This window comes from Bacillus capparidis (assembly GCF_017832095.1).
Classification (GTDB): domain Bacteria; phylum Bacillota; class Bacilli; order Bacillales; family Bacillaceae; genus Bacillus; species Bacillus gobiensis.
The window spans coordinates 1-24,104 of sequence record NZ_JAFDST010000001.1 but is presented as its reverse complement, the minus strand read 5'-3'; the positions used below and the strand labels follow the sequence as shown (position 1 = coordinate 24,104).

Here is a 24,104-nt window from a genome sequence, read left to right as displayed (position 1 = left end):
TTTGAAAAAAATTATGGTGCTTGGGATTTCTCCAGGAGTCGGGAAATCAACGTTTGCGAACGAACTTGGAAGAATTCTCGGAATCAAGGTTCATCATTTGGATGCCTATTTTTGGAGAGCAGGCTGGATACAGGCTCCGCCGGAGGAATTTGCCGAAGCCCAGCAGCAAATCGTCCAGAACAACGAATGGATCATCGAAGGCAACTACACCGGCACCTACGAAATTCGGTCCAGAGAAGCGGACACCATCATTTACCTTGAGCTTCCTTTGTCACTATGTTTGTACCGGGTATTTAAGCGCTACATCAAAAACATTGGAAACACTAGGCCGGATATGGCTCCAGGCTGTCAGGAGAAGCTAGACTTTGAATTTCTAAAGTTTATTATGACCACCTATTATCCTCGGAGAAAAAAGATAAAGAAGCGGCTCGCTTCCTTTCAACCCATTGGTGAGGACAAAAAGACTGTGATCTTGAAAAACAAAAAGGAAATTCGGACGTATTTAGAAGAACAAAAGTTATGAAGAATCGGGGACTAGGAAATTTTTATAATGGTTTTCTTTCCCCATTCCATTCCAAAATTTCAATACGATTTTCAAATGGATCTGCTAAATAAATTCGATCGGCCTCCGGAAGGCGGTTATCTGATTTGTATGGATAGGAATTTGCTTCCAAATGTTCGATAAACGAAGGCAAATCCTCAATTTCAAACGCGGGATGTGCCTTTTTTGCCGGCACGAACGGATCTTCAATTCCTACATGGACATGTATGGAACCTTTTTCAAACCAAACGCCGCCATTCTTTTTTAATTGAGATGGTTTATTAATTTCTTTAAAACCTAGAATCTGAGTAAAAAAATGACGAGCAGATTCTTCTCCCTCTTTTGGTGCGGCTAACTGCACGTGGTCAATTACTTTAAATTGAAATGACATCATTATCTCCCCTTTCCACTATTAGCTTACTGTTTATTTTTGAAAGTATATAGCTTAAGATTAAGTTTTTCTTATTAAACTGAAACTTTTGACATTATCTTTCGTAATCATATACGAAAGGAGAGTTATCACTTGGCTGTATTTGAATACAAAACTTTGAAATTTATTCCTCAGAAAAAAGGCTTTGTTTCCTCTAGTTTTGAATTTGACTCTGAATTAAATCGCCTCGGGCAAAATGGCTGGCAGGTCACAACTTCATTCACAAATGAAATAAGCGGCACGACCACTGCTGTCTATTACACACTTAAAAGGGAACTCCAAGAAAAATAGCCTTCCTGATACAGGAAGGCTACTTTTTGTCCTTGTGAAGGTAACTTTGTTATCTTTTTTTGCGATTTTGCCTGATTTATTTTCGATCTTTGGACTTTATTTTCGATTTTGACAGGTTATGCACGATCTTTACATTTTGTGCGCGATCTCAACCTGAATACACGCGATCTTCTCATTTTATGCGCGATCCCAACCGAAATACGCGCGATTTTCACTTTTTATGCGCGATCCCAATCGAATACGCGCGATCTTCTCATTTTATGCGCGATCCCAATCGAATACACGCGATCTTCTCATTTTATGCGCGATCTCAACCGAAATACGCGCGATCTTCTCATTTTATGCGCGATCCCAATCGAATACGCGCGATCTTCTCATTTTATGCGCGATCCCAATCGAATACGCGCGATCTTCTCATTTTATGCGCGATCCCAACCGAAATACGCGCGATTTTCACTTTTTATGCGCGATCCCAATCGAATACACGCGATCTTCTCATTTTATGCGCGATCCCAATCGAATACACGCGATCTTCTCATTTTATGCGCGATCTCATCCGAAATACGCGCGATCTTCTCATTTTATGCGCGATACCCAACCTGATTACGCACATTCCAACCAAAGTCACTCGCGATCTTCCCCCTTTTTATAGTTGTCCAACGATTGTATCCGTTCCATGATCGTTGGGTGTCCGTAGCGAAAGAATTTTACTAGCGCAGGAGGGTTCGTTTGGCTTAATCCGGCTATTGAAAGCTCTTGAAACGTTTTAATGCCGGCTTCTTTATCCTCTGTCAGCTCGATGGCGTATTGGTCGGCCTGCCGCTCCATAAATCTTGACACCGTGTTGTTTAATGGAGAGGATAGAAAAGATAAAATTGCAACGATCGCCAGCAATAGTGGCAATGCAGCCAGATCGTGCTTCCCTTCAATGTTTAGCATCGTCCGGTAGCGACTGGCTAGCCAGCGGTAAATCTTATCGATGAAATAAAGACCCAACAGTGACATTAGCAAATATCCCCCGAGTCCGTAATAGACATGCTTCATTACGTAATGACCCATTTCATGCGCCATGATGAACAGAATCTCCGGTTTATCCAATTCCTTTAAGGTCGTATCCCATAGAACAATCCGTTTATTGTTGCCTAGACCGGTAACATATGCGTTTAACGTGTTCGTCTTTTCTGACATATTGACTTCATACACTTGATCGGCAGGGATTTTTGCTTCGTCCGCAAGTGCCAGAATATCAGCCTTCAATTCCTGGTCCTTCAAAGGGTAAAAATCATTGTAGAGCGGGTCTATGACGACCGGCTGCAGAAAGAAAAGGAATAGCGTAAAAGGGACGGTTATCAACCAAGCGTATAGCCACCATCTTTTTTCACTCTTTTTTAATAACGCATAAAAAACAATCGTTACGAGCGTCATGAGCGGAAAGCTGATCCAGAAATCGATGACCTGATCCTTGATCCAGCTGCCTGTGCTTTGTGCGGAGATGTCGTAATTAAGTGCGATTTGGTAGCTTATCCAATCCAATGGCAGGCTGCACAAAGCGACAATGACGCTTAAGACAAACACATATCCGGCAATCCGAAGGTAGGAAAACCTGGTTGCCCTTTCCAACACGCTTTTAATTTTTTTCGAAAAACCGGCGACCAGAAGAATAAAAAAGACCAGCCAGTCGAATGGAATTTTGATAAAAAACAAAAAGTTTCTAATTTTAGAATATTCCTCTGAAAGGATTAGTTCCCGTCCGGTCATAAAGGTTGCCGGATCTGCAGGAGTTCCTTTGACCGAATCCGGTACAGAGCTGTCCCCTGACTGAAATATGTACAAATAAATAAAAAGGCCGTATAGCACATAGGCAAGTACAGCCCCTGATATCCATCTACGCAACAGACTCTCACTCCTTAACTCGGGGATTAATCTTATTTTAATCCAATTTGTCCTAAGATAGAACTAAGCTGTATGTTTATTATCTTAAAAAAACAAGTAGCTTAGTCCTGTCAATGCAACAATCGTTCCAATAACGACGACGATCACATTCGCCCCAAGATAAGAGAAAATCACCGCAATGAGTGTTCCAGCGACACCATACATGATTTCTTCATGAATGAGAAACACACCAGGAATGATTAAAGCGCCAAGAATCGCATACGGTACATTTTTTAATACTTTTTGCAAAAAAGCGGGCAGTTTAAAGGATTGAAAAGCCACAAGCGGAATCATCCGCGGAATATAGGTAACTGCTGCCATGCCCAAAATCATCCAAACGATAGAACTAAGCATGTTTCTTCCTCCTTACCAATGCATTATCAGCCCACTCGATCAACACAGCAGATAATAGCGTTGCGCAAACGATCGCCCATCCAGTTGACAGAAGATGATAGGCATAAAAAAACAGGTGAAATAAACCGGCACATACTGACAGCCAAAGCGCCTTTTGGTGTTTTTTTACCGATGGAATCAAAAGGGCAATAAATAAGGCAAAAAGTGCAACCCCCATACTATCTTGGATAATGACCGGAAGCTGGGATCCTGAAAGATGGCCAACTACACTAAAGGCTACCCAACATACATATCCAATCAAACCAAGCCCCATCATGTATGACGTAGTCAGTCTCTCATTCCGTACGGCAGCAACCGAAAATGACTCATCTGTAATCCAATACGCATAAACCGCTTTTTTCAGCCACCTGTCCCTTTCGACTATCTCATTTAACGTAGTGGATAATAAAAAATGACGAATATTGATAACAAAGGTCGTAAAAATAATTTCCACAGCACTCGTCTGAGCAGCCAAAAGGCTTAATGATGTGTACTGAGAGGCACCGGCAAAAACAATCGCACTCATTAAAAACGTTTCATATAAAGAAAGCTCCGTCGACTTGGCAATCAGCCCAAATGTAAATGCTACAGGGATATATCCGATGGCAATCGTAAGACCTGAGCGAATGCCTTCTATAAATGTGAGTGGATTTTTCAATTTCTTCACCCCTACGAATAATAAATGAAATGAAAAACAGAAGCTTTCTTTCCGCCCCTGTTTTCGTAGCAATGCGGACCGTTTGCTTCAAAGCTTAAAGCGTCTCCGTCAGAAATCACATACTCATTTTCACCAATAGTTATATGTACAGTTCCTTCTGACACCAATACGTATTCCTCTACGCCGCTATGGTGGCCATCGGATTCGTGTCTGCACCCGGGCAATAAATCAATGAAGTAAATTTCAAACTTTTTGTTTTGATCGAAAGAAAAATACGGATAGACATGATAGTTGTCATCAGAACTTTTCACACAAGGCTGGTCTTCTTTTTTTACGAGCGTTGCTTTTTTCATTTCATCTTCCAATATTGATGAAAAGGAAACCTTCAGCCCATTGGCAATTTTCCAAAGCGTTGAAACGGTGGGAGAAGATGTTCCCCGTTCAATTTGGGCCAGCATCCCTTTGCTGACACCCGTTAACGCAGAAAGCTGATCAAATGTATAATTTCTCTCTTTACGCAGGCGCTTCAAATTGGCAGCGATTTTCAATTGAATGTCTTCCACTCGTCCACCTCCAACATAACATATTTTTGTTTAATATATTATACAAATCAACCACAAAAAAGAAAAGATAATTTTTAACAAGTTGGGAAAACTTTTAACAGGACAATCTACAGGAGTGATTTTTTGAGAAAAATAATTGTTAGTGTGCTGGTCGCAGGGTTGGTGATTGTTACCGGTGTTTATGTATATACACTTTTAAGCAGGCCATTTGATACGGAAGATGCCGAAGAAATTTATATACTTCCTACCGATCCTGCCTCAAAAGAGATCATACTTGATGAGAAGGTGGATGTCGTTAATTTTATGAAGCTTCTTAATCAATCAATGAAGAAAAATGAAGCAGGTGTTATTGATACGAGCAAGCCGGATTATAATGGGCAAATTAAAATGAATGATGACCATTACGAGCCCTTCCAGCTTTGGATGAATGGAGATCAAAAGGGAACGATATTTAATAATGGAAATTATTATCAGCTTACTAAAAGCGATTCACGACAGCTGTTTCGATTAATTGATAGTCATAAATAAGAGAGGATCTCTTTTTATAGAGACTCCTCTCACAATGTTTAATAAACCAATTCCACGAATTCTTCCTTTCGGATGTTTCCAAAATAGTGCTTGAGATCCACATCCTCAATTGCTTTTTCAATCGATTTTCTTTCATAATTGATTCCTGACAGTTTATTTTCAATATCCTCAACATTCCCGACTCCGAAAAAGTCACCATATATTTTGCATTGATGGATGACGCCTTTATGAACCTCCAGGCGGACATCGATGCTTCCGATGGAAAACCTTTTCGAGTGCTGAAGATTAAACTTTGGCGATTTGCCGTAATTCCACTCCCAATTTTGGTATCTCTCCAATGACAGTTCGTTGATTTTTTTCCAGTCGTCGTCTGTCAGTTTATACTCAGGAACTTCACCTTTTGTATCAAAAATATAACGGAGCAGCAGCTCTCTAAACTCCAAAGTGGTCATTTTCTCTTCAAAAAATTCACTAATGTTTGCTACTCTGCTTCGGATCGATTTAATTCCTTTTGATTCAATTTTGTCCTTCTTCACATTTAATGCAGACACGACGTGCTCGATTTCCGAATCAAAAAGCAAGGTGCCGTGGCTAAACATTCTGCCGCGCGTTGAGAATTGGGCATTACCTGATATTTTTTTCCCATTTGCGATAATATCATTTCTGCCGCTAAGCTCGGCATCTACGCCTAATCGCTTTAACGCTTCAATCACCGGTTCCGTAAATTTTTTGAAATTATGAAAGCTGTTTCCGTCATCTTTTGTAATGAAGCTGAAATTCAAATTACCTAAATCGTGATAGACCGCGCCTCCGCCTGACAGCCGTCTGACGACGATAATCCCATTATCATCTACATATTTCGTATTGATTTCTTCAATCGTATTTTGATTCTTTCCGATAATGATGGATGGTTGATTGATATAGAACAGCAAATACGATTCTTCCGGGTCCAAATTTTTCAGGCAATATTCTTCGATCGCCAAATTGATCCGCGGATCAGTAATGTTGTTATTGTCAATAAATAACAAGAGGTTTCCTCCTTATTTTCCCCACACAAATCCCGTTTCCGCAAGATCAACAGGTCCTTGGAAAATCGTCTTTGCTTGCTCCTTAAGCTCCTTATGATTCCCAAAATGCGGCAAATGCGTGAGCATCAAATGCTTCACGTTTGCTTTTTCCGCAAGACTGCCAGCTTCAAGACTGTTCATATGTCCCGCATTTGTCCCATCCTGATCGGCGTAAAAATTACATTCAGAAATCAGCAGGTCGGCATTGTCTGAAAATGGAACAAACTCTTCGACGAAGCTGGAATCAGCAGTGTAAACGACTGTATGCTCCCCATCACTGATTCTCATTGCGTAGCAAACGACGGGATGCACAGTTTTTAAAAATTCGATAGTAAATGGACCAATCGAGAGCGTCGCTTCTGGATCATACGTCTTTCCTTCGGTATGATCCGGGTGTGTTAACTTGGCAACATGTTCTTCGTCAAACGGATGTCCGTAAATCGGCAGGGCAGCTTCAACTTTCCCCAGATGAAAACCAATCATTCTCGCATATTGCAGCGGTCCAATATCTGCAACATGATCATGATGATAATGAGAGAGGATGACGGCATCCAATTTTTCCACTGGCAGGTAGTTTTGAAGCTTGGACAAAACAGCGCTTCCGCAATCAACAAGAAGTGAATATCCATTTGACTGGAATAAATAACCTGACGTTGCTCCATCCGCTGACGGAAATCCGCCCCAGTGGCCTATTACTGTGATTTTCATTCGATTCACCTCATTTATTTCTATTCTCTCTTTTCAATATACCCATTTTTCGTTGGAAATGCATGCATTCTGTATTTGTTACAAAACAGATGTTGACTATTCTTGTACTGTTATAATACAATAAATCTATCAAAGGAAGCGGAGGGATATTCATGTTAGGTAAAATCACTGAATTTTTCAGAAACTTGCCAGCCAAAAAATGTTCAGACTGCGGGAATAAGATGGAAGAACAGCATGAATGTTATTCAAACAAATGTAATGAGTGCATGAAAATTACTAGTTTATAAGTGAATAAGATTTTCGGACATCGACGCCCTAGATTGTCCAATAATAAAGGCAGACCAGAATGAAGGTCTGCCTTTATTATTCTTCTGCCATTTTCGAATAGACATAGTGGTACAATAGCTTACCTGAGTTCTCAAGCGACTGTTGGTGCGTTCGTTCAAATGCATGAGACGAATCAATTCCTGGTCCGATTAATCCATGGACGATATCATGTCCGGCACGAATGGCAGCTGAAGCATCAGATCCGTAATAAGGATAGATATCAAGCTTATATCCAATATCATGCTGCTTGGCGAGCTGCACCAAATGTTTTCTAAGCCCGTAATGGTAAGGGCCACTTGAATCCTTTACACATATGGAAACTGTATATTCATCCGTTGTTTGGCCGTCTCCTATCGCACCCATATCCACCGCCAAATATTCGACAGTCTCAGGGGTAATATTAGAGTTTCCGCCATAGCCGATTTCTTCATTATTAGAAATTAGGAAGTGAGTCGTATACGGCAGCGGTTCACTTTCTGATTTTATTTGCTTGATCAGCTGAAGCAAGAGCGCAACACTTGCTTTATCATCGAGATGCCTTGATTTGATAAAGCCGCTCGGTGTGAGCTCCACCCTTGGATCAAATGAGACAAAATCGCCGACCTCGATCCCAAGCGCTCGCACTTCTTCTGCATTTTTTACAACTTCATCAAGGCGGATTTCCATATTTGCCTGATTCCGCTCTGCTTTTGCTGAATCTTTGTAGACATGGACGGACGTCTGATGCATCAGAATGGTTCCCGTGTATATCTTTCCGGACGCTGTTTCAATTTGGCAATACTCGCCTTCAATCGAATGATAATTGAAGCCGCCGATTCGATCAATTTTTATTCTGCCGCTCGGTTTGATCTCTTTTACGATGGCTCCAAGTGTGTCCACGTGCGCAGTCAGCGTGCGGTGCCGGGAAACTTCCTTACCTTGGATTGTTGCTATCAACCCGCCTTTTCGGTTGCGCCTCGACTCTACTTCCCATTCCTTCAAGAGGTTTTCCACGTATGTAATTACTTTGCCGGTGTTTCCCGAAGGACTCGGAATGGAGACAAGCTCTTTTATTAAATGCATGGTTTCATTTGTATCAGTCATTCTCGTTCCCCTCCTTTATGTAGTTATTATTATACAGTTGTAACGGGCAGGTGTCATAAGTTTCACCTGAAGTATATCCAACAATAGGGTGTTATAATTTATATTATTACACTCAAACCGGAGGGATACGATGAACAAAGTTGCAGTGTTAGGTGGAACTCGTTTTTTTGGAATCCATTTAGTTGAAGAATTGATTAGACGCGGAGTTGAGGTCACTGTAGCTACAAGAGGGAATTCCAATATTCCTTTCCCAGACAAAGTGAAACAGATTGTCTTTGATCGAGAAGATGCTGAAGATTTCCGTCGCGCATTTCAAGGTACGAGCTGGGATGCGGTCTATGACCAAATTTGCTATACTTCACAGGATGCCTATACCGCAATCGAGGTGTTCAGAGACAAAACAAAGCACTATATTTTCACGTCCTCCATGTCTGTTTATGATTTAGGTGAAAGCATAATAACGGAAGATGTATTTGACCCGTTTTCCTACCCGATTGTAATGGGGACAAGAGAGGATTTCACTTATCAGGAGGGAAAGAGGCACGCAGAAGCCATATTTCATCAAAAGGCACCCTTCCCGGTTACATCCGTCCGCTTCCCTATTGTTCTGGGAAAAAACGATTATACAGAGCGGCTGACGTGTCATATCGATCGTATCTTAAAAAAACAAGAGATTTATTTTGATCATCCCGAATCAAAAATTAGCTTTATCTCAGAGGAAGAAGCCGGAACTTTTTTAGGTTGGCTGCTTGATCGTCCCGAGAACACTCCGTTTAATGCTTGTGCTTCAGGTGCAACTTCATTACGGGCGTTACTAAGCTTGATTGAAAATGAAACCGGCGAAGAATTTCTTTTAGCGAAAGAAAAAACGGAGGATAATGCCTCACCATATAATCTTCCTGAATCCTGGACTCTTTCAAATGAAAAAGCGGCTGCCGCTGGATTTTCTTTTAGTGATCTAGATAATTGGCTTCCGCATTTGGTTCGTGACGTAACTGCGACGAGAAAACAGCTTCTATAAATTTTCTTGCTCCTGAGATTATTTACTTCTCCGGAGCTTTTTTTATATCGCGAGATTCAATTTATGTGCCACTTGCCACGTTTTATGTACTTCTTTGCTCTCTTATGTGCCTCTCGCCTGTTTTATGTGCTTCTTTGCCTTTTTATGTGCCTCTCGCCTGTTTTATGTGCTTCTTTACCTTATTATATGCCAAAAAGCGGCAGAAAAAGATCCGCCGCTTACTTGTACACGCTGCTTGGTATCACAATCACCTGATTGCCCGAAACATAAGGAGCAATGTCATATTGCTGGAAAACTAAAGCGATTCCATCATCTGTAAAGAAAAAAGCCGTGTTCTTATTGATTTTTACATCTTCTTTTTTTAGATCTGGATAAAAAATATTTGGACGAGCTTTCGCATATTGATAAACGTAATCCGTTACTTTGGCGAACTTCTGTTGATTTGTGAGGATATCGTCCAACTTCACCCTCTTCTTCTTCAATAGGTCATAATTGAAGGACTGAACAACAGTGTTGCCATGAGCGCCGCCTGTAAAAATATAATCACTCGTTAAAATACTAAGCTTATTGTTCTTATTGTACTTCACGTCAAAATCACTTTGATATTGCGGCTCATAGCCATACTTCTTGGCAGCCTCTAGATTATCTTTGTATGCCTTATAAGATTTCTTAATATAATTGGTAAAGTCGTTATTAATTTTTCTTTCAAACGATGGATTGCCGACAATTCTGACCTGCGGGTATTTAAGCTCCTTAATATCCTTATAATATTTAGTATCTACAATTACGTTTTCCCTTGGATTTGCTTCTGCTTTGGGATGAAAGCTTAACGAAGCTGCAAATAGTAAAATACTTACCATTACTACTACCCTAACGTATTTCTTGCGCATAACTCCGCCTCCGTTATTCTGGTTGAATATGCAAATTGGAAGTATCCACTTCTGCATAAATTCAGTCTGCGCAATTTCAGAAAAATTATTATGTGGATTGGCAACCTAACGGAAGGCATAAAGGGCAAATATGATACCGATAAAATCAAGCAAGTGTTCTTAAACTTGTTTCACAATGCGGTTCAACACACCGACCCTAATACCGGGAATATAAAACTTTCGCTAATGATCGCAGACAATCAAGTCGAACTTTCAATTAGGGATAATGGTACCGGCATAGAAACAGAAAATCTCCCATATATATTTGACCGGTTTTATCGGATAGATCGTTCTCTAACACGACAGTATGGCGGAGCTGGCCTAGGTCTCTCAATAACCAAAACCATCGTTAACGCACATGAGGGAACAATTGCTGTAAATAGCCGCGTCGGGAAAGGTTCGACATTTCTTATTTATCTTTCTAATATAGTAGGGAGCGCCTCGGCGCTCTCCTTTTTGTTGACGTTGGCTCTTCCTCTATTTCTATTGGCCATAAGCTTATGCTTTGACTGCAGCAACGGATTCTTCGAATAATTCCACCTCCTTTGCTGCTCTAAATTTATCCAGCAGGAATTGTTATTAAACCCTTTGTACGACCTTAATTCTTTCACAACGACTCACCTATAATCATTCTATGTTATGAAAGGTTCTTTTAAATTCGAGAACTCATTCAAATTTTTGGAAACAGATAAATTAGTATCTGGTCATAATATCTAGTGCTATAATAGTGGATAAAGGAGTGAAAGCATTGAATTCGAAAGCACGAATCACCGCGATAGGAAGTTATGTTCCTAACAAGATTATGTCAAATGATGATCTTGAAAAAATTGTAGATACCTCTGATGAATGGATTGTACAGCGGACGGGAATGAAAGAGAGACGAATTGCTGCAGAGAATGAGTTTACTTCAACATTGTGTATTCGTGCTGTAAATGACTTAATTAAAAGATATGGCGTAAATATACAAGATGTCGATATGATTATAGTTCCTACGACGACTTCAGATTTTGCCATTCCGAGTACGGCTTCCATGATTCAGGATGCTTTTGGAATTCCTGAAGCTGGCGCAATCGATGTAAATGCAGCCTGTGCCGGATTAACCTACGGGCTGCATCTTGCAAACTGCCTTATAACCTCTGGTTTGCATCGGAAAGTTCTCGTTATTGCCGGAGAGACTTTATCAAAGGTGACCGATTATACTGACCGTACGTCCTGTGTTCTTTTTGGAGATGGAGCAGGGGCAATGCTCGTTGAATACGATGCAGAACAGCCGAGCTTTCTCTCGTATATTCAAGATACGAAAGGAAGCTCTGGAAAACATTTATACAGGACTGCTTTACGGAATGAATGGTATGGAGAGCCGCTGAGGGACAGTGAAAAAATGGTCCAAAACGGGCGTGAAGTGTATAAATGGGCGACACGAACAGTTCCTGAGGGAATGGAAAAATTACTAGAGCAAGCGAATATAAAAATGAAAGATCTCAACTGGTTTGTTCCGCACAGCGCCAATTTGAGAATGATTGAATCGATTTGTGAAAAAAAAGGCTTTCCCATCGAAAAGGTATTGACCAGCATGGTATATTACGGAAACACCTCTTCTGCATCGATTGTACTTGCCTTGGATCTTGCGGTAAAAGATGGCAGGGTGACACAAGATGATGTCCTTCTTCTCATTGGCTTTGGTGGCGGCTTTACCTATACAGGGTTGATTGTAAAATGGGGAGTTCCATCAAATATTAAGGAATGATTCAGAAACACTCCGGGCAAACTAGCGGAAAAAAGGAGTGTCTATGGATGAAAAAACATCGCCAACGTACGGATGAACCAACTGTTGCAGAAGGTATCGACACGGAAGATGAATTGAAAGAAGATGCCAGCCCCGAGGAAAAAGAAAGAGGAGAATATACAAACGTCACAACCTTGTCGTTAGATGAAAATGACCCGAGTTAAAAAGAGCATGGTTTGCAGTTGAATTACTCCTGTAAACCATGCTCTTTGTTGTTATTTTTTCAGCTTTTCTTCAGCCATTTTTATCATTTCTCGTACCATTTGCCCGCCTAAGCTGCCGCCGATTTTACCAGCTTCTTTTGAAGTAAGATTGCCGTTATACTTTTGATCGAGAGGCACTCCCACCTCTTTGGCCGCTTCATATTTTGCTTTTTGCGGATCTTGAGTGTTTGCAATTCTTGCTTTTAACCTGTCAACACCAGCACGAGCTTCAGGAACTAATAATTTATTTCTTCTTGCCATGAACATCCCTCCTTTTTCATCAGGGTTCCCTGATCATCGTTCCATTATGCTCGAAATACTTTTTCACGATTTCGCGGTAAAGCATTAAAAAATTTATTGACTGTTGTCAGAATGTTTTCTATAATTATCTCCGTTATAAATGAGTGTGGAGATAGGAGAATAGAGGTATGAAAGAATTTTTCAGCAAGTTGCTTACAGGAATGAGTATCGGGATAGTCGTTTCATTAATACCGAATGCTCTATTAGGAGAAATACTTAAGTTATTGATTCCTCATTTTCCTGCATTACAGCATATTTTCGATATCACCGTATTCGTAATGAGCTTGTTGCCAGTTATGATTGGCGTGATGGTAGGGATGTCGTTTAAACTAACATCTATCCAAACCGCAAGTGTAGGGATTGCGGCAATGGTTGGCGGCGGTTCCGTCCAAAAAACAGCAGAAGGATTATTTGCCCTAAGCGGCATTGGAATCGTAATTAATACTGGAATAACCGCAGCACTAACGGTGTTATTCGTTCAATTCATTGGCGACCGATTAAAAGCGTATTCCATCCTTTTGATGCCTACGTGCAGTATTTTAATACCAGGTATGATTGGTTATTCAATTCTGCCTTTTGTTAAGACTTCTACGGGTATCATCGGTGTTGCGGTTGAAAACGTGACGACTTTACAACCCGTTATAATGTGCATTATTATTTCTGTTATTTTTTGTCTTATTATTTTGTCACCTATATCCACAGTAGGTGTTGCCACAGTGATCTCACTTTCCGGTATAGGATCAGGTGCAGCCAATCTAGGAATTGTTGCAGCAGGTGTAGGGTTAGCGATAGCCAGCTATAAAGCAAACTCTCTTGGAACCGCATTGGCTCATGTATTAGGCTCTCCGAAAATTCAAATGAGAAACTTTTTTATGAAACCGAAAATCGCTTTTCCGATGCTGATCACCGCAGTCTTTCTTGGTGCATTAGCCGGACTGTTAAACATTCAAGGAACGCCTTACAGCGCCGGATTCGGATTATCAGGTTTGGTCGGACCGTTAAATTACATGACATTTGCTGAGGGCGGTTGGACAGTTAAAAATATTTCGATCATGGTAGGGACTTTCTTTGTTCTTCCGGTTTTATTGAATTTAGGTCTTATTTATATTTTTTCTAGGAAGTTGAAAATGATTAAGGCGGAAGATTATAAATTGCATTTTGATTGATCAAGAGAAAATGGTAAACAAATAAAAACATCCTTTCTAGCTCAAGAAAGGATGTTTTCGTCATTTTATTTTTGATACGGTTCACTGGTATAAATAAACTTGGAGTTTCAAAAAAGAATGGATGTGGACAATGCCTTATAAATCTCGTATTGAATCTGCTGAATTACTCACTCTGAAATCTTTAAACACTCGAATGAATTTACCTAACAAAGACAAGCAACATTACTTCAACCTTAAAAAGGGCTATGAAGGGGAGTTAATATTTGATTCACTAACAGAAAAGCTTAAGTGTGAATGCATTATATTGAATGATTTGCTGCTCAAAGTAAATAACTCCATGTTCCAAATCGACTCACTGATTATTATTTCAGAAACCATCTACTTTTTCGAATTGAAAAATTATGAAGGAGATTATTATTATCAATCAGATAGATTATATAAGGAAAACAAAACTGAAATTATTAATCCCTTAATCCAACTGAGTAGAAGTGAAGCCTTGTTACGCCAGTTACTCCAAAATCTTGAATTTAACCTTCGCGTTGATGCTTCAGTCGTTTTTATCAACCCTAAATTCACCTTATACCAAACACCTCTAGATAATCCTTTTATTTTTCCAACTCAGGTTAAACGTTATTTACAAAAATTAAATACAACACCTACAAAGCTAAATGGAAAACACAAAGTATTAGCTGACAAATTAATATCGATGCATATCGAAGATTCTCCTTTTAAGCACGTCAAGTCTTATGAGTATGATGAACTGCAAAAAGGAATCACTTGTGAAAAGTGCAATTCATTTTCAATTTACGTTGAGGGAAGAAAATGTGCTTGTAAAGAGTGTGGACACGAAGAATTGGTAGCAGTTGCCGTCATGCGAAGTGTGAACGAATTTAAGCTTCTTTTTCCTAATCTTAAAATTACTACAAATGTAATTCATGAGTGGTGTAAAGTGGTAAAGTCTAAAAAGAGGATAAGACGGATTTTAGAAAAAAACTTCAAAATTGTAGGGGTTCATCAATGGTCCTTCTACGAATAAAACAGACCTAATTAACAAGATGCCGCCATAATAATTTTTAAAGCTTTATTAAGGACTTAAGGACTTTTCCCTAGCTCGCATACTCTTTTTTGTCCTTCACAACTCCTATGAAGGACTTTTCTTGAGCTCTCTTACCACTTTTTGTCCTTCACTAGCCGTATGAGGGACTTTTCTCGAGCTCTCTTACTCTTTTTTGTCCTTCATAACCCTTATGAAGGACTTTTCTTGAGCTCTCTTACCACTTTTTGTCCTTCACTAGCCGTATGAAGGACTTTTCTCGAGCTCTCTTACTCTTTTTTGTCCTTCAGTACCCGTATGAAGGACTTTTCTCGAGCTCACATACCCTCTTTTGTCCTTCAATACCCGTATGAAGGACTTTTCTCGAGCTCACATACTCTTTTTTGTCCTTCACTAGCCGTATGAGGGACTTTTCTCGAGCTCTCTTACTCTTTTTTGTCCTTCATAACCCTTATGAAGGGACTTTTCTCGAGCTCTCTTACTCTTATTTGTCCTTCAGACCTCCTATGACGGACTTTTCCCGAGTACACTTACTCCCTTTTGTCCTTCCCCCCCTTATACTTCCTGCGGCTATCTCAACATCCCCTGTACAATCTCCCTATTCCGCTCCTTAAACACCTCATTGTGCGAAGACACCATTGCGCTTTTATTCGCGTCTGGCTGGATATACTGTTTTGCTTTGTTTACGGCGTTTGCGGCATCCTGGAAAGCGCCGGAGATTAAGTGCAGTTTTCCATCATGTTTTAAAATATCTCCGGCAGCGTAAAGTCCGTCAACGGAGGTTTCACTGACTGCGTTGCCCGCAATATAATGCTCGTCTGCCCTTTCAATCGGAATGCTGCTATTTTCCAGCAAGGTCGTATCGCGTTCATAGCCATGATTAATAATTACTTCATCTACAGGCAAGTATGAGACCTCTCCCGTTTGATGGTTGGTCAGCTCGACCCGTTCAATCACGTCATGATCAACACCTGCAATTAATTTTGTAATTGTCGTATGAAAGAAACAAATGGCAGAAATGTTCATGAGCTGGGAGACTTGCGCTTCATGCCCTGAAAAGGACTCCTTTCTGCAGGTGACATACACTTGTTTCGCAAAGGGCTCGATTTCATTGGCCCAGTCGATCGCGGAGTTCCCGCCGCCGGAAATGATCACCGTTTTATCTCTAAATCGTTCTAACGACTTAACTGTGTAATTTAAATTCGACACTTCAAATCGCTCGGCCCCTTCGATTTCAAGCTTTTGCGGGTTCAATATTCCGCTACCGACTGCAATGATTACTGTTTTCGAAATATGCGTTTGACCGGAGGCATCCTGCAAAACAAAAAGACCTTCTTCATTTCGAGAGATCGACTCCACTTTTTCATTCAATACAACTTCAGGGTCGAAGGTTAACCCTTGCTCGACAAGCTGTTCAATTAATTTTGCACCTTGAATCGGAGTCTGTCCTCCAACGTCCCAAATCATTTTTTCCGGATAGACGTGCAGCTTTCCGCCAAGCTGAGGCTGATATTCAATAAGCTTTGTTTTCATTTTTCTAAGTCCGCTATAAAACGCGGAGTAAAGCCCTGCCGGCCCTCCGCCAATAATTGTCACATCAAATATATCCTGTTGTTCCATTTCCGATCACTCCTCAGCAATCTCATACAATTGATATTCATTCTCAATTAAATATACTCTTTTCTCATCATTTTTACAACCTAAATAAGTATTGACAGCAGAAAAAGTTACCTTTATATTAGTAATTAATTTGAAACTGATAATCATTATCATTTAATAGATTCGGAGGTGCAGTTCATGATCCGCCTATATACAGATGATTTAAACGTCGGCTATGGTGATCACTTGATCGTTAAAGATCTCACAGTCGAAATTCCTGATAAAAAAATCACTACTATTATAGGTTCAAACGGCTGCGGGAAATCTACCCTATTGAAAGCCATTACTCGGATAATTTCTCCTCAATCTGGAGCAGTTGTCTTAGACGGAAAACATATTTCAAAAGAAAATACTAAAAAACTCGCTAAAAAAATGGCGATCCTTCCGCAGAATCCGGAAAGCGCTAGCGGATTGACTGTTGGCGAACTGGTTTCCTATGGGCGTTTTCCCTATCAAAAGGGCTTCGGACGATTAACGAAAAAGGATTTCGAAGTCATAGACTGGGCCCTTGAAGTGACCGGAACAATAGATTTTAAGTTTCGCTCTGTAGATGCTTTGTCTGGCGGTCAGCGACAACGCGTTTGGATTGCAATGGCTCTCGCGCAAGAAACGGAAATGATCCTACTCGATGAACCGACCACCTATTTGGATATGGCTCATCAGCTGGAGGTTTTGGAGCTTTTGCAAAAGCTGAATGAAGAACAGGAGCGAACGATCGTGATGGTCCTTCATGACTTAAACCAAGCGGCTCGTTTTGCTGATTATATCATCGCTTTAAAAGACGGAGAAATAATCAAAGCCGGAGCTTGTGAAGAAGTAATAAATCATCATGTTTTGAAAAAAGTCTTTCAAATTGATGCTGAAATTGGATGGGATCCCCGAACAAATAAACCAATGTGTATCACATACAATCTAATAAAGGGAGAAGAAAAAAATGAACAAACGATTAGCGACCGCATTCCTGCTGGTATTCGTGCTTATTCTTAGCGCATGTAACAGCGGAGCAACAGAAAAAGAAAGCAATTCAAATGAAGAGAAAAAAACAATTACATACCAATCTGAAAATGGACCCGTTGAAGTCCCTGCTGATCCAAAGCGAGTAGTAGTACTCTCTTCCTTCACAGGGAACGTTATGTCGTTAGGTGTAAACGTTGTAGGCGTTGATTCATGGTCGAAGGATAACCCGCGTTTTGGAGAAAAGTTAAAAAATGCGGAAGTAGTTTCCGACGAAAGCTTAGAAAAAATTATTGAGCTCGAGCCGGATTTAATCATTGGTTTATCCAATATTAAAAACGTTGATAAATTAAAAGAAATTGCACCTACCGTAACTTACACGTACGGAAAAGTAGACTACTTAACTCAGCACATAGAGATTGGCAAACTGTTAAACAAAGAAAAAGAAGCGACAGCTTGGGTCGATGACTTTAAGAAACGCGCGCAATCTACCGGCGAAGACATTAAAGCAAAAATCGGTGAAGACGCGACTGTTTCTGTCATCGAAAACTTCGACAAACAGCTCTACGTTTTCGGGGATAACTGGGGCCGCGGTACAGAAATTCTTTATCAGGAAATGAAATTGAAAATGCCTGACAAAGTAAAAGAAAAAGCGCTCAAAGCAGGTTATTACGCGTTATCAACTGAGGTTCTGCCCGAATTTTCCGGTGACTATCTTATTTTTAGCAGGAGCAAAGATACGGACAATTCGTTCCAAAATACCGATACGTACAAAAACATACCAGCTGTCAAAAACAATCAAGTATTCGAAGTTGATGCAAAAGAATTCTACTTTAATGATCCGTTAACATTAGATTACCAGCTCGATGTTTTTAAAGACCGCTTTCTTGGCAAATAGATTCTAAAAGAGATGATGAGAAATTATGGCGAAAGTAAACCAACCTTCTATTCCATTCGCATATAAAATGCTTGCAGGCATTGTAGTATTAGCCAGTATGTTTGCTGCTTCCATGGTATATGGGGCAGCTGACGTCTCTGTCAAGGATGTTTGGCTCGCACTTACCTCCGGTGCCGCAGGCGAGAAAATTTCAATCATCCGTGAAACTCGTTTGCCTAGGGAAATTGCGGCGATTTTTGTCGGGTCGGCCTTAGCTGTTTCTGGAGCAATCATGCAAGGAATGACGAGAAACCCGCTGGCCGATCCTGGATTACTTGGCTTAACGGCCGGGGCAAATGTGGGACTGGCGCTTACGCTAGCACTTGTCCCTTCAGCAAACTACTTCGGTATTATGGTTGCTTGTTTTATCGGTGCTGGTGTTGGTGCGATAATGGTGTTCGGTATTGGCGCAATGAAAAAGGGTGGCTTTTCTCCTTATCGTATCGTGTTGGCCGGGGCGGCTGTTTCTGCCTTTTTATATGCGATCGCTGAAGGAATTGGCATCTATTTTAAAATCTCAAAGGATGTCTCCATGTGGACAGCCGGAGGATTAATCGGAACGACATGGAGCCAGCTGCAAGTCATTGCCTCATTTATTTTGCTGGGCATTTTTATTTCTTTCATTCTCTCAAGACAGCTTACGATTCTTAGTGTAAGCGAAGAAGCCGCTGTAGGACTCGGGCAAAAGACGATCCAAATAAAAACGATTCTTTTTCTTGTCATTATCCTGCTCGCTGGCGCTTCAGTTGCGCTGGCTGGCAAAATGGCATTCATCGGATTGCTCGTTCCCCACGTAGTACGTGCGATCGTTGGGACGGATTACCGTTTTGTCCTGCCCATGTCTGCCATTTTTGGAGCGGCTTTTATGATGTTGGCCGATACGCTTGCCCGTACGATCCAAGCACCATTTGAAACACCTTTGGCGGCAATTGTTGCGATGATGGGCCTTCCTTTCTTCCTGTTCATCGTGAATAAAGGAGGCAAAGCTTTTTCATGATTCAGCCGGCATTACAAAAAAAACAACGAATCATTCTGTTTGTTTTACTATTGCTCATTTTGGTGACAATCGTTATCGGAGTCGGAATGGGGTACTCCTCTTTGTCCTTCGACAGGGTGATTCTAACCCTATTCGGACATGGGAACTTTAAAGAGGAATTTGTACTGTATTCTATTCGCCTGCCGCGAATGCTGATAACACTCCTAGCAGGTATGGCACTTGCGTTATCAGGGGCGATTTTACAAGGAATCACCCGCAACGATTTAGCTGATCCCGGCATCATTGGAATAAATTCAGGTGCAGGTGTAGCCATCACTGTTTTCTTTTTATTTTTCCCGATTGAACCAGGCTCCTTTGTTTATTTGCTTCCGCTTATCGCATTTATCGGGGCTTTTCTCACAGCCTGCCTGATCTATTTGTTTTCATACAACAAAAATGACGGACTTCAGCCTGTCAAATTAATTCTAACAGGCGTCGGGTTTTCCACTGCCCTTGCCGGAGTCATGGTTGTACTCATTTCATCTGCTGATCGTGCAAAAGTAGACTTTATCGCAAAATGGATCGCCGGGAACATTTGGGGTTCGGATTGGCCATTTATTTGGGCGCTCCTTCCGTGGTTAGCAGTACTCATTCCATTTACTTTATACAAGGCAAATCGCTTGAATCTCCTTGGACTCAGTGAGCCTGTGGCAATCGGTGTTGGCGTATCGATCGAAAAGGAACGCATCGTATTGCTTTTAACAGCTGTTGCGCTGGCAGCCTCTGCCGTTTCTGTCACTGGAGGAATTGCCTTTATCGGTCTTATGGCTCCTCATATGGCAAAGGCGTTAGTCGGACCTAGAAATCAATTATTTATTCCCATCGCCATTCTGATTGGCGGCTGGCTGTTACTCTTTGCTGACACCATCGGCCGCGGGCTCGTAGATCCCGACGGTATTCCGGCAGGCATTATGGTCGCATTGATCGGTGCGCCATATTTTATGTATTTGTTGTTGAAGAAATGATCCCTTGAGAATTCAATCTCAAGGGATTTTTCGACTTACATCTACCTGTTTTTAAAAGATATCCGACCATAATCAGAATTTATCCTCCCCAGCCCAAAAAAACAGCACTTTTTCCAAAGAAAAAGTGCGTTAAGTTAAGCCATATGTTCCTCTGTATTATTTCTCTTTAAGGACCAAGCAAAGTATCCCCACGTCAACAGCATCATGACAATGGCAAAGCTTCCAAGTATGCTCGCCTGCTGCCACATTGTTGAGAAATTCCCGGTGGAAATCGCCGCACGGAATCCTTCAATGCTGTACGACATAGGCAAGAAAAAGTGAATAATTTGGAAAAATCTTGGAACAAGCTCAATTGGATACGTTCCGGCACTTGCTCCTAATTGAAGTACCAAAAGAATAACTGAGATAAACCTTCCCGGGTTCCCCATCGTCGTAGCCAGAAGCTGAGTAATGGACATAAAGGTCAAGCTCGTAATAATGGAAAACAAGTAAAAGCGCCAGATGCTTTCCGGTTCAAGGCCAATTCCAGCGATGAGTACAGTCACTGCAATTACGGCTTGCAAAATTCCGCCGAGCAAAATCACGCTGAATTTGCTCATAAACCAGCTGAATGAAGAATGCGGTTCTGCTGCTGGCTCCTTAATGGGGAATATCACCGTAATCATTAATGCGCCGACAAACAATGCCAATGATAAAATATACGGCGTTAAGCCTGTTCCATAATTTTCAACTGCGTTCATTTTATCGGAATCAAGCTGTACCGGATCCGCAATCATTTGCGAATTTTTATCTCCGGCTTGAATATCTCCGGTTTTATCAGCCGTCTTCTCTAGTTCATTAGACAATGTTTCAGTGCCTGATGCTAGATTTCCTAATCCGCTTTCTAACGATTTCGACCCTTCCGCAAGCTGAGATGATCCGTGTTGAAGTCCATCTGTTCCACCTGCTGCCTGATCAAGTCCCGCCGCAAGTTTGCCGCTTCCAGTAAGCAGCTGCGAAGCTCCTTTATTGGCTTCATTTAATTTACTGATAAATGTCTCCATTCCAGATAGTAGCTGCTTTTGACCATCATTCAACTGGCCTGCTCCTGAATACAGCTGTTCTGTAGCAGCTGTCAGCTTGTTTACTCCGTCTTCAATTGCAAGCTGACCTTGGTACAATTTGTTGATGTTTTCTGGGAGCTGCTTGATTTTTTCCAGTTCTTCTGGGGACGGTAAGCCTTCAAGCTGCTTTTTCAATTCATCAATTTGAAGGTCAACACTTTGTAAAGATTGAAGAGAATCCTGTCCTTCTGCCTGGTTTACTTTTTCCTTAATCTCAGCTTTTTGCTCCGGAGTAATACCTTCTACCGAATCAACGGCTTGATTCACTCGTTCGTTTTGCGCTTGCTCAAGCGTCCTTATTTGATTCAATTGGTTCTGCAGTTCTTCGGCATTCGATACCCATCTCATCAGCTCTTTTATTTGTTCCGGATCAATACTATCTGCAAATTGCGCCAGGCGCTGTGCATTATTATTCAATTCCTTTAACCCCGCTGTCTGCTGCGGAAGTTTAGCTGCCAGCTCTTGATGGCCATCTAAACTTTTCTTCAGTCCGGACTCGAGCGCTGCAGAACCGTTCTCTGCCTGGTCTGCACCTGTATAAAGCACTGAGCTTTTGGAGGAAAGCTGCCCTAAGCCCCCGCTTAACGTTTGCTGCCCATTATTTAATTCATGGGCACCCCTATCAAGCTCCTGTATGCCTTGATTTAAAGTGGCAGAGCTTCCCGCAAGCTTCTGTAAGTTTTCGCTTAATTGCTCGCTTCCTGATTTGGTTTCCTTTGTACCGGAATCAATTTCTTTTGCTCCGGAGCTCGCTTCTTCCATACCTTTAGCAATCTTATCAAAGGTGTCGAACATAACATTGACATATTGTTTGGTAACCTCTTCTGCGACTGAAGCCTTTAACTGTTTTATGGCGTTATCGCCAATTTGGGCTGCAGCATAATTACTGCCGGCATTTGTATGGTACTTCAGATCAAGCTGCTGTGGATCTTTCTCCATGACAGTCGTAGCTTCATCTGAAAAATTTTCAGGAATTTCAACCACCATATAATACGTTTCATCGTTTAAGCCTTGCATAGCCTTCTTTTTATCGGTGAATTTCCAAGTAAACGAATCGTTGTCTTTCAATTCCTTCACCATCTTATCACCAATATGAAGATCAGTTCCTTCATAATCAGCACCATTGTCATTATTTACAACAGCGACCGGAAGTTTATCAACTGAACCATACGGATCCCAATAAGCCGTTAAAAACACTCCGCTGTAAATAAGCGGAATAAACAGAACACCAATTAATGGAATCAACAGCTTTTTGCTCGTTACAATCTCTTTCCATTGTTCTTTTATTATGTTCACCTGCAAAACCTCCACATCATCCATACCACCTATTTCTTCGGAAGATTATTTTGCCGTTAATTTTTTCTCTATAAAAAGCTGAAGCAGATTGGCAATCGTCTCTTTCTCAAGCGGATCGTGTTTTTTTTCCCAGTCAAAGATGAGAGCGATATACAGCTTATACATCGTAAATGCCAATAATTCCGAATGACAATTTTCGATTTCACCATCTTCAATCGCTTGTTCAATTTTAGTTTTTATATAAAGAATGATCATCGATTCAATTCGATCGATAACTTCCTTTACTTCTGGCGTACCCAGCTGTGCGCTTTCTTGAAAAACCTTTATGGTCAACAGGTGGGACTTACGGTATTCCAAAATGGCAAATAACGCCTGATGCACTTTTTCGTGAAATGGCATCTCTGTTTCCATCACTTCATCCGCCATTATTCTCATTTCTTTAAAAAGGGAGGAAAAAATCTCATCAAAAAGCTCTTCTTTATTTTTAAAAAAAGTATAAATCGTCCCCTTTCCGACATTGGCCATCTTCGCTACCAAATCCATTGTGGTTGCTTTGTAGCCAAATTCCGTAAATGCTCTTGACGCTGCATCTAAAATAAGCTGCCTGCGATCTTTTCCCAATGACAACACCCCTCAAAATGACTAAATGAACAATCCGGTCAGTAAGTACTCAATTAATGTATCACAGTTATTATTTTTTGACAATTGAAAAGTATTCAATAGAAAAGGGAGCTGACAAGTTTTTTTAGTTTTCGTTTGTAGCCTGAGGAATGTTTAATACAACTGACTTTGTCGATTCCTAACAGGATAAAAAGGAGTACGTGATCCATAGTTAAAGGCCTTCAGCCGGGTTATGAAGGACATAACTGCGCAAGTGAGCCAAAGAAATATTCTTCATCTGCGTTGTGAAGGACAAAATGGCGCAAAAAGACCAAAGAAATGTCCTTCATCTACGTCGTGAAGGACAAAATGACGCAAGAAAGCCAAAGAAATGTCCTTCATCCGGGTGCTGAAGGACAAAATGACGCAAGAAAGCCAAAGAAATGTCCTTCATCCGGGTGCTGAAGGACAAAATGGCGCAAGATAGCCAAAGAAATGTCCTTCATCCGGGTGCTGAAGGACAAAATGCCACAAGATAGCCAAAGAAATGTCCTTCATCCGGGTGCTGAAGGAC

26 protein-coding genes and 1 pseudogene are annotated in these 24,104 nt (G+C 41.0%); 14 read left to right on the top strand and 13 right to left on the bottom strand.

Annotated features, from left to right (window positions below; translation table 11 throughout):
- Position 1: 1 nt before the first annotated feature.
- Positions 2-523, top strand: a complete 522-nt coding sequence (locus JOC74_RS00135) for a P-loop NTPase family protein (RefSeq protein WP_053602393.1) — start codon at positions 2-4, stop codon at positions 521-523.
- A 22-nt stretch (positions 524-545) separates the two neighbouring features.
- On the opposite strand, the gene JOC74_RS00130 is transcribed toward JOC74_RS00135, so the two are convergent.
- On the bottom strand, positions 546-932 hold the full coding sequence (locus JOC74_RS00130) for a VOC family protein (RefSeq protein ID WP_053602392.1): 387 nt from the start codon (positions 930-932) through the stop codon (positions 546-548).
- A 132-nt stretch (positions 933-1,064) separates the two neighbouring features.
- Here JOC74_RS00130 and JOC74_RS00125 point away from each other — a divergent pair, with 132 nt between their 5' ends.
- Positions 1,065-1,262: a DUF4177 domain-containing protein gene (locus tag JOC74_RS00125; RefSeq protein ID WP_053602391.1), complete on the top strand. Its 198-nt coding sequence runs from the start codon at positions 1,065-1,067 to the stop codon at positions 1,260-1,262.
- A gap of 624 nt (positions 1,263-1,886) precedes the next feature.
- Here the strand turns inward: JOC74_RS00125 and JOC74_RS00120 are convergent.
- The 4 genes from JOC74_RS00120 to JOC74_RS00105 form a co-directional block, all read right to left on the bottom strand.
- Entirely contained in the window at positions 1,887-3,155 is a 1,269-nt protein-coding gene (locus JOC74_RS00120) for a M48 family metallopeptidase (protein WP_053602390.1), read from the bottom strand.
- Between the two features lie 84 nt (positions 3,156-3,239).
- Positions 3,240-3,548, bottom strand: coding sequence for a branched-chain amino acid transport AzlD family protein (locus JOC74_RS00115; protein ID WP_053602389.1), 309 nt, complete (start codon positions 3,546-3,548; stop codon positions 3,240-3,242).
- Positions 3,541-4,245: an AzlC family ABC transporter permease gene (locus tag JOC74_RS00110; RefSeq protein WP_098945182.1), complete on the bottom strand. Its 705-nt coding sequence runs from the start codon at positions 4,243-4,245 to the stop codon at positions 3,541-3,543. Before JOC74_RS00110 ends, JOC74_RS00115 begins: the two co-directional genes overlap by 8 nt.
- A gap of 11 nt (positions 4,246-4,256) precedes the next feature.
- A complete protein-coding gene (locus tag JOC74_RS00105; protein ID WP_053602387.1) occupies positions 4,257-4,808 on the bottom strand; it encodes a helix-turn-helix domain-containing protein in 552 nt (183 codons plus the stop codon).
- 123 nt (positions 4,809-4,931) lie between these two features.
- Between JOC74_RS00105 and JOC74_RS00100 the strand changes: the two genes are divergently transcribed.
- Positions 4,932-5,336, top strand: a complete 405-nt coding sequence (locus tag JOC74_RS00100) for a YhfM domain-containing protein (protein WP_053602386.1) — start codon at positions 4,932-4,934, stop codon at positions 5,334-5,336.
- Between the two features lie 38 nt (positions 5,337-5,374).
- Here JOC74_RS00100 and lplA read toward each other — a convergent pair whose 3' ends face one another.
- Together lplA and JOC74_RS00090 are read right to left on the bottom strand one after the other, a co-directional pair.
- Entirely contained in the window at positions 5,375-6,364 is a 990-nt protein-coding gene (lplA, locus tag JOC74_RS00095; protein ID WP_053602385.1) for a lipoate--protein ligase, read from the bottom strand.
- A gap of 12 nt (positions 6,365-6,376) precedes the next feature.
- Complete coding sequence (locus tag JOC74_RS00090; RefSeq protein WP_211086011.1) at positions 6,377-7,111, bottom strand: MBL fold metallo-hydrolase; 735 nt, start codon at positions 7,109-7,111, stop codon at positions 6,377-6,379.
- Positions 7,112-7,263: 152 nt separating this feature from the next.
- Between JOC74_RS00090 and yhfH the strand changes: the two genes are divergently transcribed.
- The gene (gene yhfH, locus JOC74_RS00085) at positions 7,264-7,398 is read left to right on the top strand and encodes a protein YhfH (RefSeq protein ID WP_082363669.1); all 135 of its coding nucleotides are present in this window, start codon (positions 7,264-7,266) and stop codon (positions 7,396-7,398) included.
- Between the two features lie 76 nt (positions 7,399-7,474).
- Here yhfH and JOC74_RS00080 read toward each other — a convergent pair whose 3' ends face one another.
- A complete protein-coding gene (locus tag JOC74_RS00080; RefSeq protein WP_053602383.1) occupies positions 7,475-8,521 on the bottom strand; it encodes a M42 family metallopeptidase in 1,047 nt (348 codons plus the stop codon).
- Positions 8,522-8,651: 130 nt separating this feature from the next.
- On the opposite strand from JOC74_RS00080, the gene JOC74_RS00075 reads away from it, so the two are divergent.
- The gene (locus JOC74_RS00075; RefSeq protein ID WP_053602382.1) at positions 8,652-9,542 is read left to right on the top strand and encodes an NAD-dependent epimerase/dehydratase family protein; all 891 of its coding nucleotides are present in this window, start codon (positions 8,652-8,654) and stop codon (positions 9,540-9,542) included.
- A gap of 218 nt (positions 9,543-9,760) precedes the next feature.
- Here JOC74_RS00075 and JOC74_RS00070 read toward each other — a convergent pair whose 3' ends face one another.
- The gene (locus tag JOC74_RS00070; RefSeq protein WP_053602381.1) at positions 9,761-10,432 is read right to left on the bottom strand and encodes a DUF3298 and DUF4163 domain-containing protein; all 672 of its coding nucleotides are present in this window, start codon (positions 10,430-10,432) and stop codon (positions 9,761-9,763) included.
- 117 nt (positions 10,433-10,549) lie between these two features.
- On the opposite strand from JOC74_RS00070, the pseudogene JOC74_RS00065 reads away from it, so the two are divergent.
- The 3 genes and pseudogenes from JOC74_RS00065 to JOC74_RS00055 all read left to right on the top strand — a co-directional run.
- Positions 10,550-10,891, top strand: a pseudogene (locus tag JOC74_RS00065) (sensor histidine kinase); the annotation flags it as partial.
- Between the two features lie 319 nt (positions 10,892-11,210).
- Complete coding sequence (locus JOC74_RS00060; protein ID WP_098945181.1) at positions 11,211-12,218, top strand: ketoacyl-ACP synthase III; 1,008 nt, start codon at positions 11,211-11,213, stop codon at positions 12,216-12,218.
- Positions 12,219-12,265: 47 nt separating this feature from the next.
- The gene (locus JOC74_RS00055; protein WP_192841133.1) at positions 12,266-12,421 is read left to right on the top strand and encodes a hypothetical protein; all 156 of its coding nucleotides are present in this window, start codon (positions 12,266-12,268) and stop codon (positions 12,419-12,421) included.
- Positions 12,422-12,472: 51 nt separating this feature from the next.
- Here JOC74_RS00055 and JOC74_RS00050 read toward each other — a convergent pair whose 3' ends face one another.
- Positions 12,473-12,721 carry an alpha/beta-type small acid-soluble spore protein gene (locus JOC74_RS00050; RefSeq protein WP_053602378.1) on the bottom strand — a complete coding sequence of 83 codons (249 nt, stop codon included), beginning with the start codon at positions 12,719-12,721 and terminating at the stop codon, positions 12,473-12,475.
- A gap of 167 nt (positions 12,722-12,888) precedes the next feature.
- On the opposite strand from JOC74_RS00050, the gene JOC74_RS00045 reads away from it, so the two are divergent.
- Together JOC74_RS00045 and JOC74_RS00040 are read left to right on the top strand one after the other, a co-directional pair.
- Positions 12,889-13,926, top strand: coding sequence for a PTS sugar transporter subunit IIC (locus tag JOC74_RS00045; protein WP_053602377.1), 1,038 nt, complete (start codon positions 12,889-12,891; stop codon positions 13,924-13,926).
- A 130-nt stretch (positions 13,927-14,056) separates the two neighbouring features.
- Positions 14,057-14,962 (top strand): nuclease-related domain-containing protein, encoded by a 906-nt coding sequence (locus tag JOC74_RS00040; RefSeq protein WP_053602376.1) that lies wholly within the window; start codon positions 14,057-14,059, stop codon positions 14,960-14,962.
- Positions 14,963-15,550: 588 nt separating this feature from the next.
- Here JOC74_RS00040 and JOC74_RS00035 read toward each other — a convergent pair.
- Positions 15,551-16,600 carry an NAD(P)/FAD-dependent oxidoreductase gene (locus tag JOC74_RS00035; RefSeq protein ID WP_053602375.1) on the bottom strand — a complete coding sequence of 350 codons (1,050 nt, stop codon included), beginning with the start codon at positions 16,598-16,600 and terminating at the stop codon, positions 15,551-15,553.
- A 177-nt stretch (positions 16,601-16,777) separates the two neighbouring features.
- Between JOC74_RS00035 and JOC74_RS00030 the strand changes: the two genes are divergently transcribed.
- From JOC74_RS00030 to JOC74_RS00015, 4 genes are read left to right on the top strand one after another with little or no spacing between them, the layout of a single operon-like run.
- Positions 16,778-17,626: an ABC transporter ATP-binding protein gene (locus JOC74_RS00030; protein WP_053602374.1), complete on the top strand. Its 849-nt coding sequence runs from the start codon at positions 16,778-16,780 to the stop codon at positions 17,624-17,626.
- On the top strand, positions 17,574-18,491 hold the full coding sequence (locus tag JOC74_RS00025) for an iron-hydroxamate ABC transporter substrate-binding protein (protein WP_053602373.1): 918 nt from the start codon (positions 17,574-17,576) through the stop codon (positions 18,489-18,491). Before JOC74_RS00030 ends, JOC74_RS00025 begins: the two co-directional genes overlap by 53 nt.
- A 25-nt stretch (positions 18,492-18,516) precedes the next feature.
- Positions 18,517-19,527, top strand: coding sequence for a FecCD family ABC transporter permease (locus JOC74_RS00020; RefSeq protein WP_053602372.1), 1,011 nt, complete (start codon positions 18,517-18,519; stop codon positions 19,525-19,527).
- Entirely contained in the window at positions 19,524-20,531 is a 1,008-nt protein-coding gene (locus JOC74_RS00015) for a FecCD family ABC transporter permease (RefSeq protein WP_053602371.1), read from the top strand. The genes JOC74_RS00020 and JOC74_RS00015 overlap by 4 nt, the downstream gene beginning before the upstream one ends.
- A 134-nt stretch (positions 20,532-20,665) precedes the next feature.
- Here JOC74_RS00015 and JOC74_RS00010 read toward each other — a convergent pair whose 3' ends face one another.
- Together JOC74_RS00010 and JOC74_RS00005 are read right to left on the bottom strand one after the other, a co-directional pair.
- Entirely contained in the window at positions 20,666-22,930 is a 2,265-nt protein-coding gene (locus JOC74_RS00010; RefSeq protein ID WP_053605958.1) for a YhgE/Pip domain-containing protein, read from the bottom strand.
- A 45-nt stretch (positions 22,931-22,975) separates the two neighbouring features.
- Complete coding sequence (locus JOC74_RS00005) at positions 22,976-23,551, bottom strand: TetR/AcrR family transcriptional regulator (protein ID WP_053602370.1); 576 nt, start codon at positions 23,549-23,551, stop codon at positions 22,976-22,978.
- Positions 23,552-24,104 lie beyond the last annotated feature (553 nt).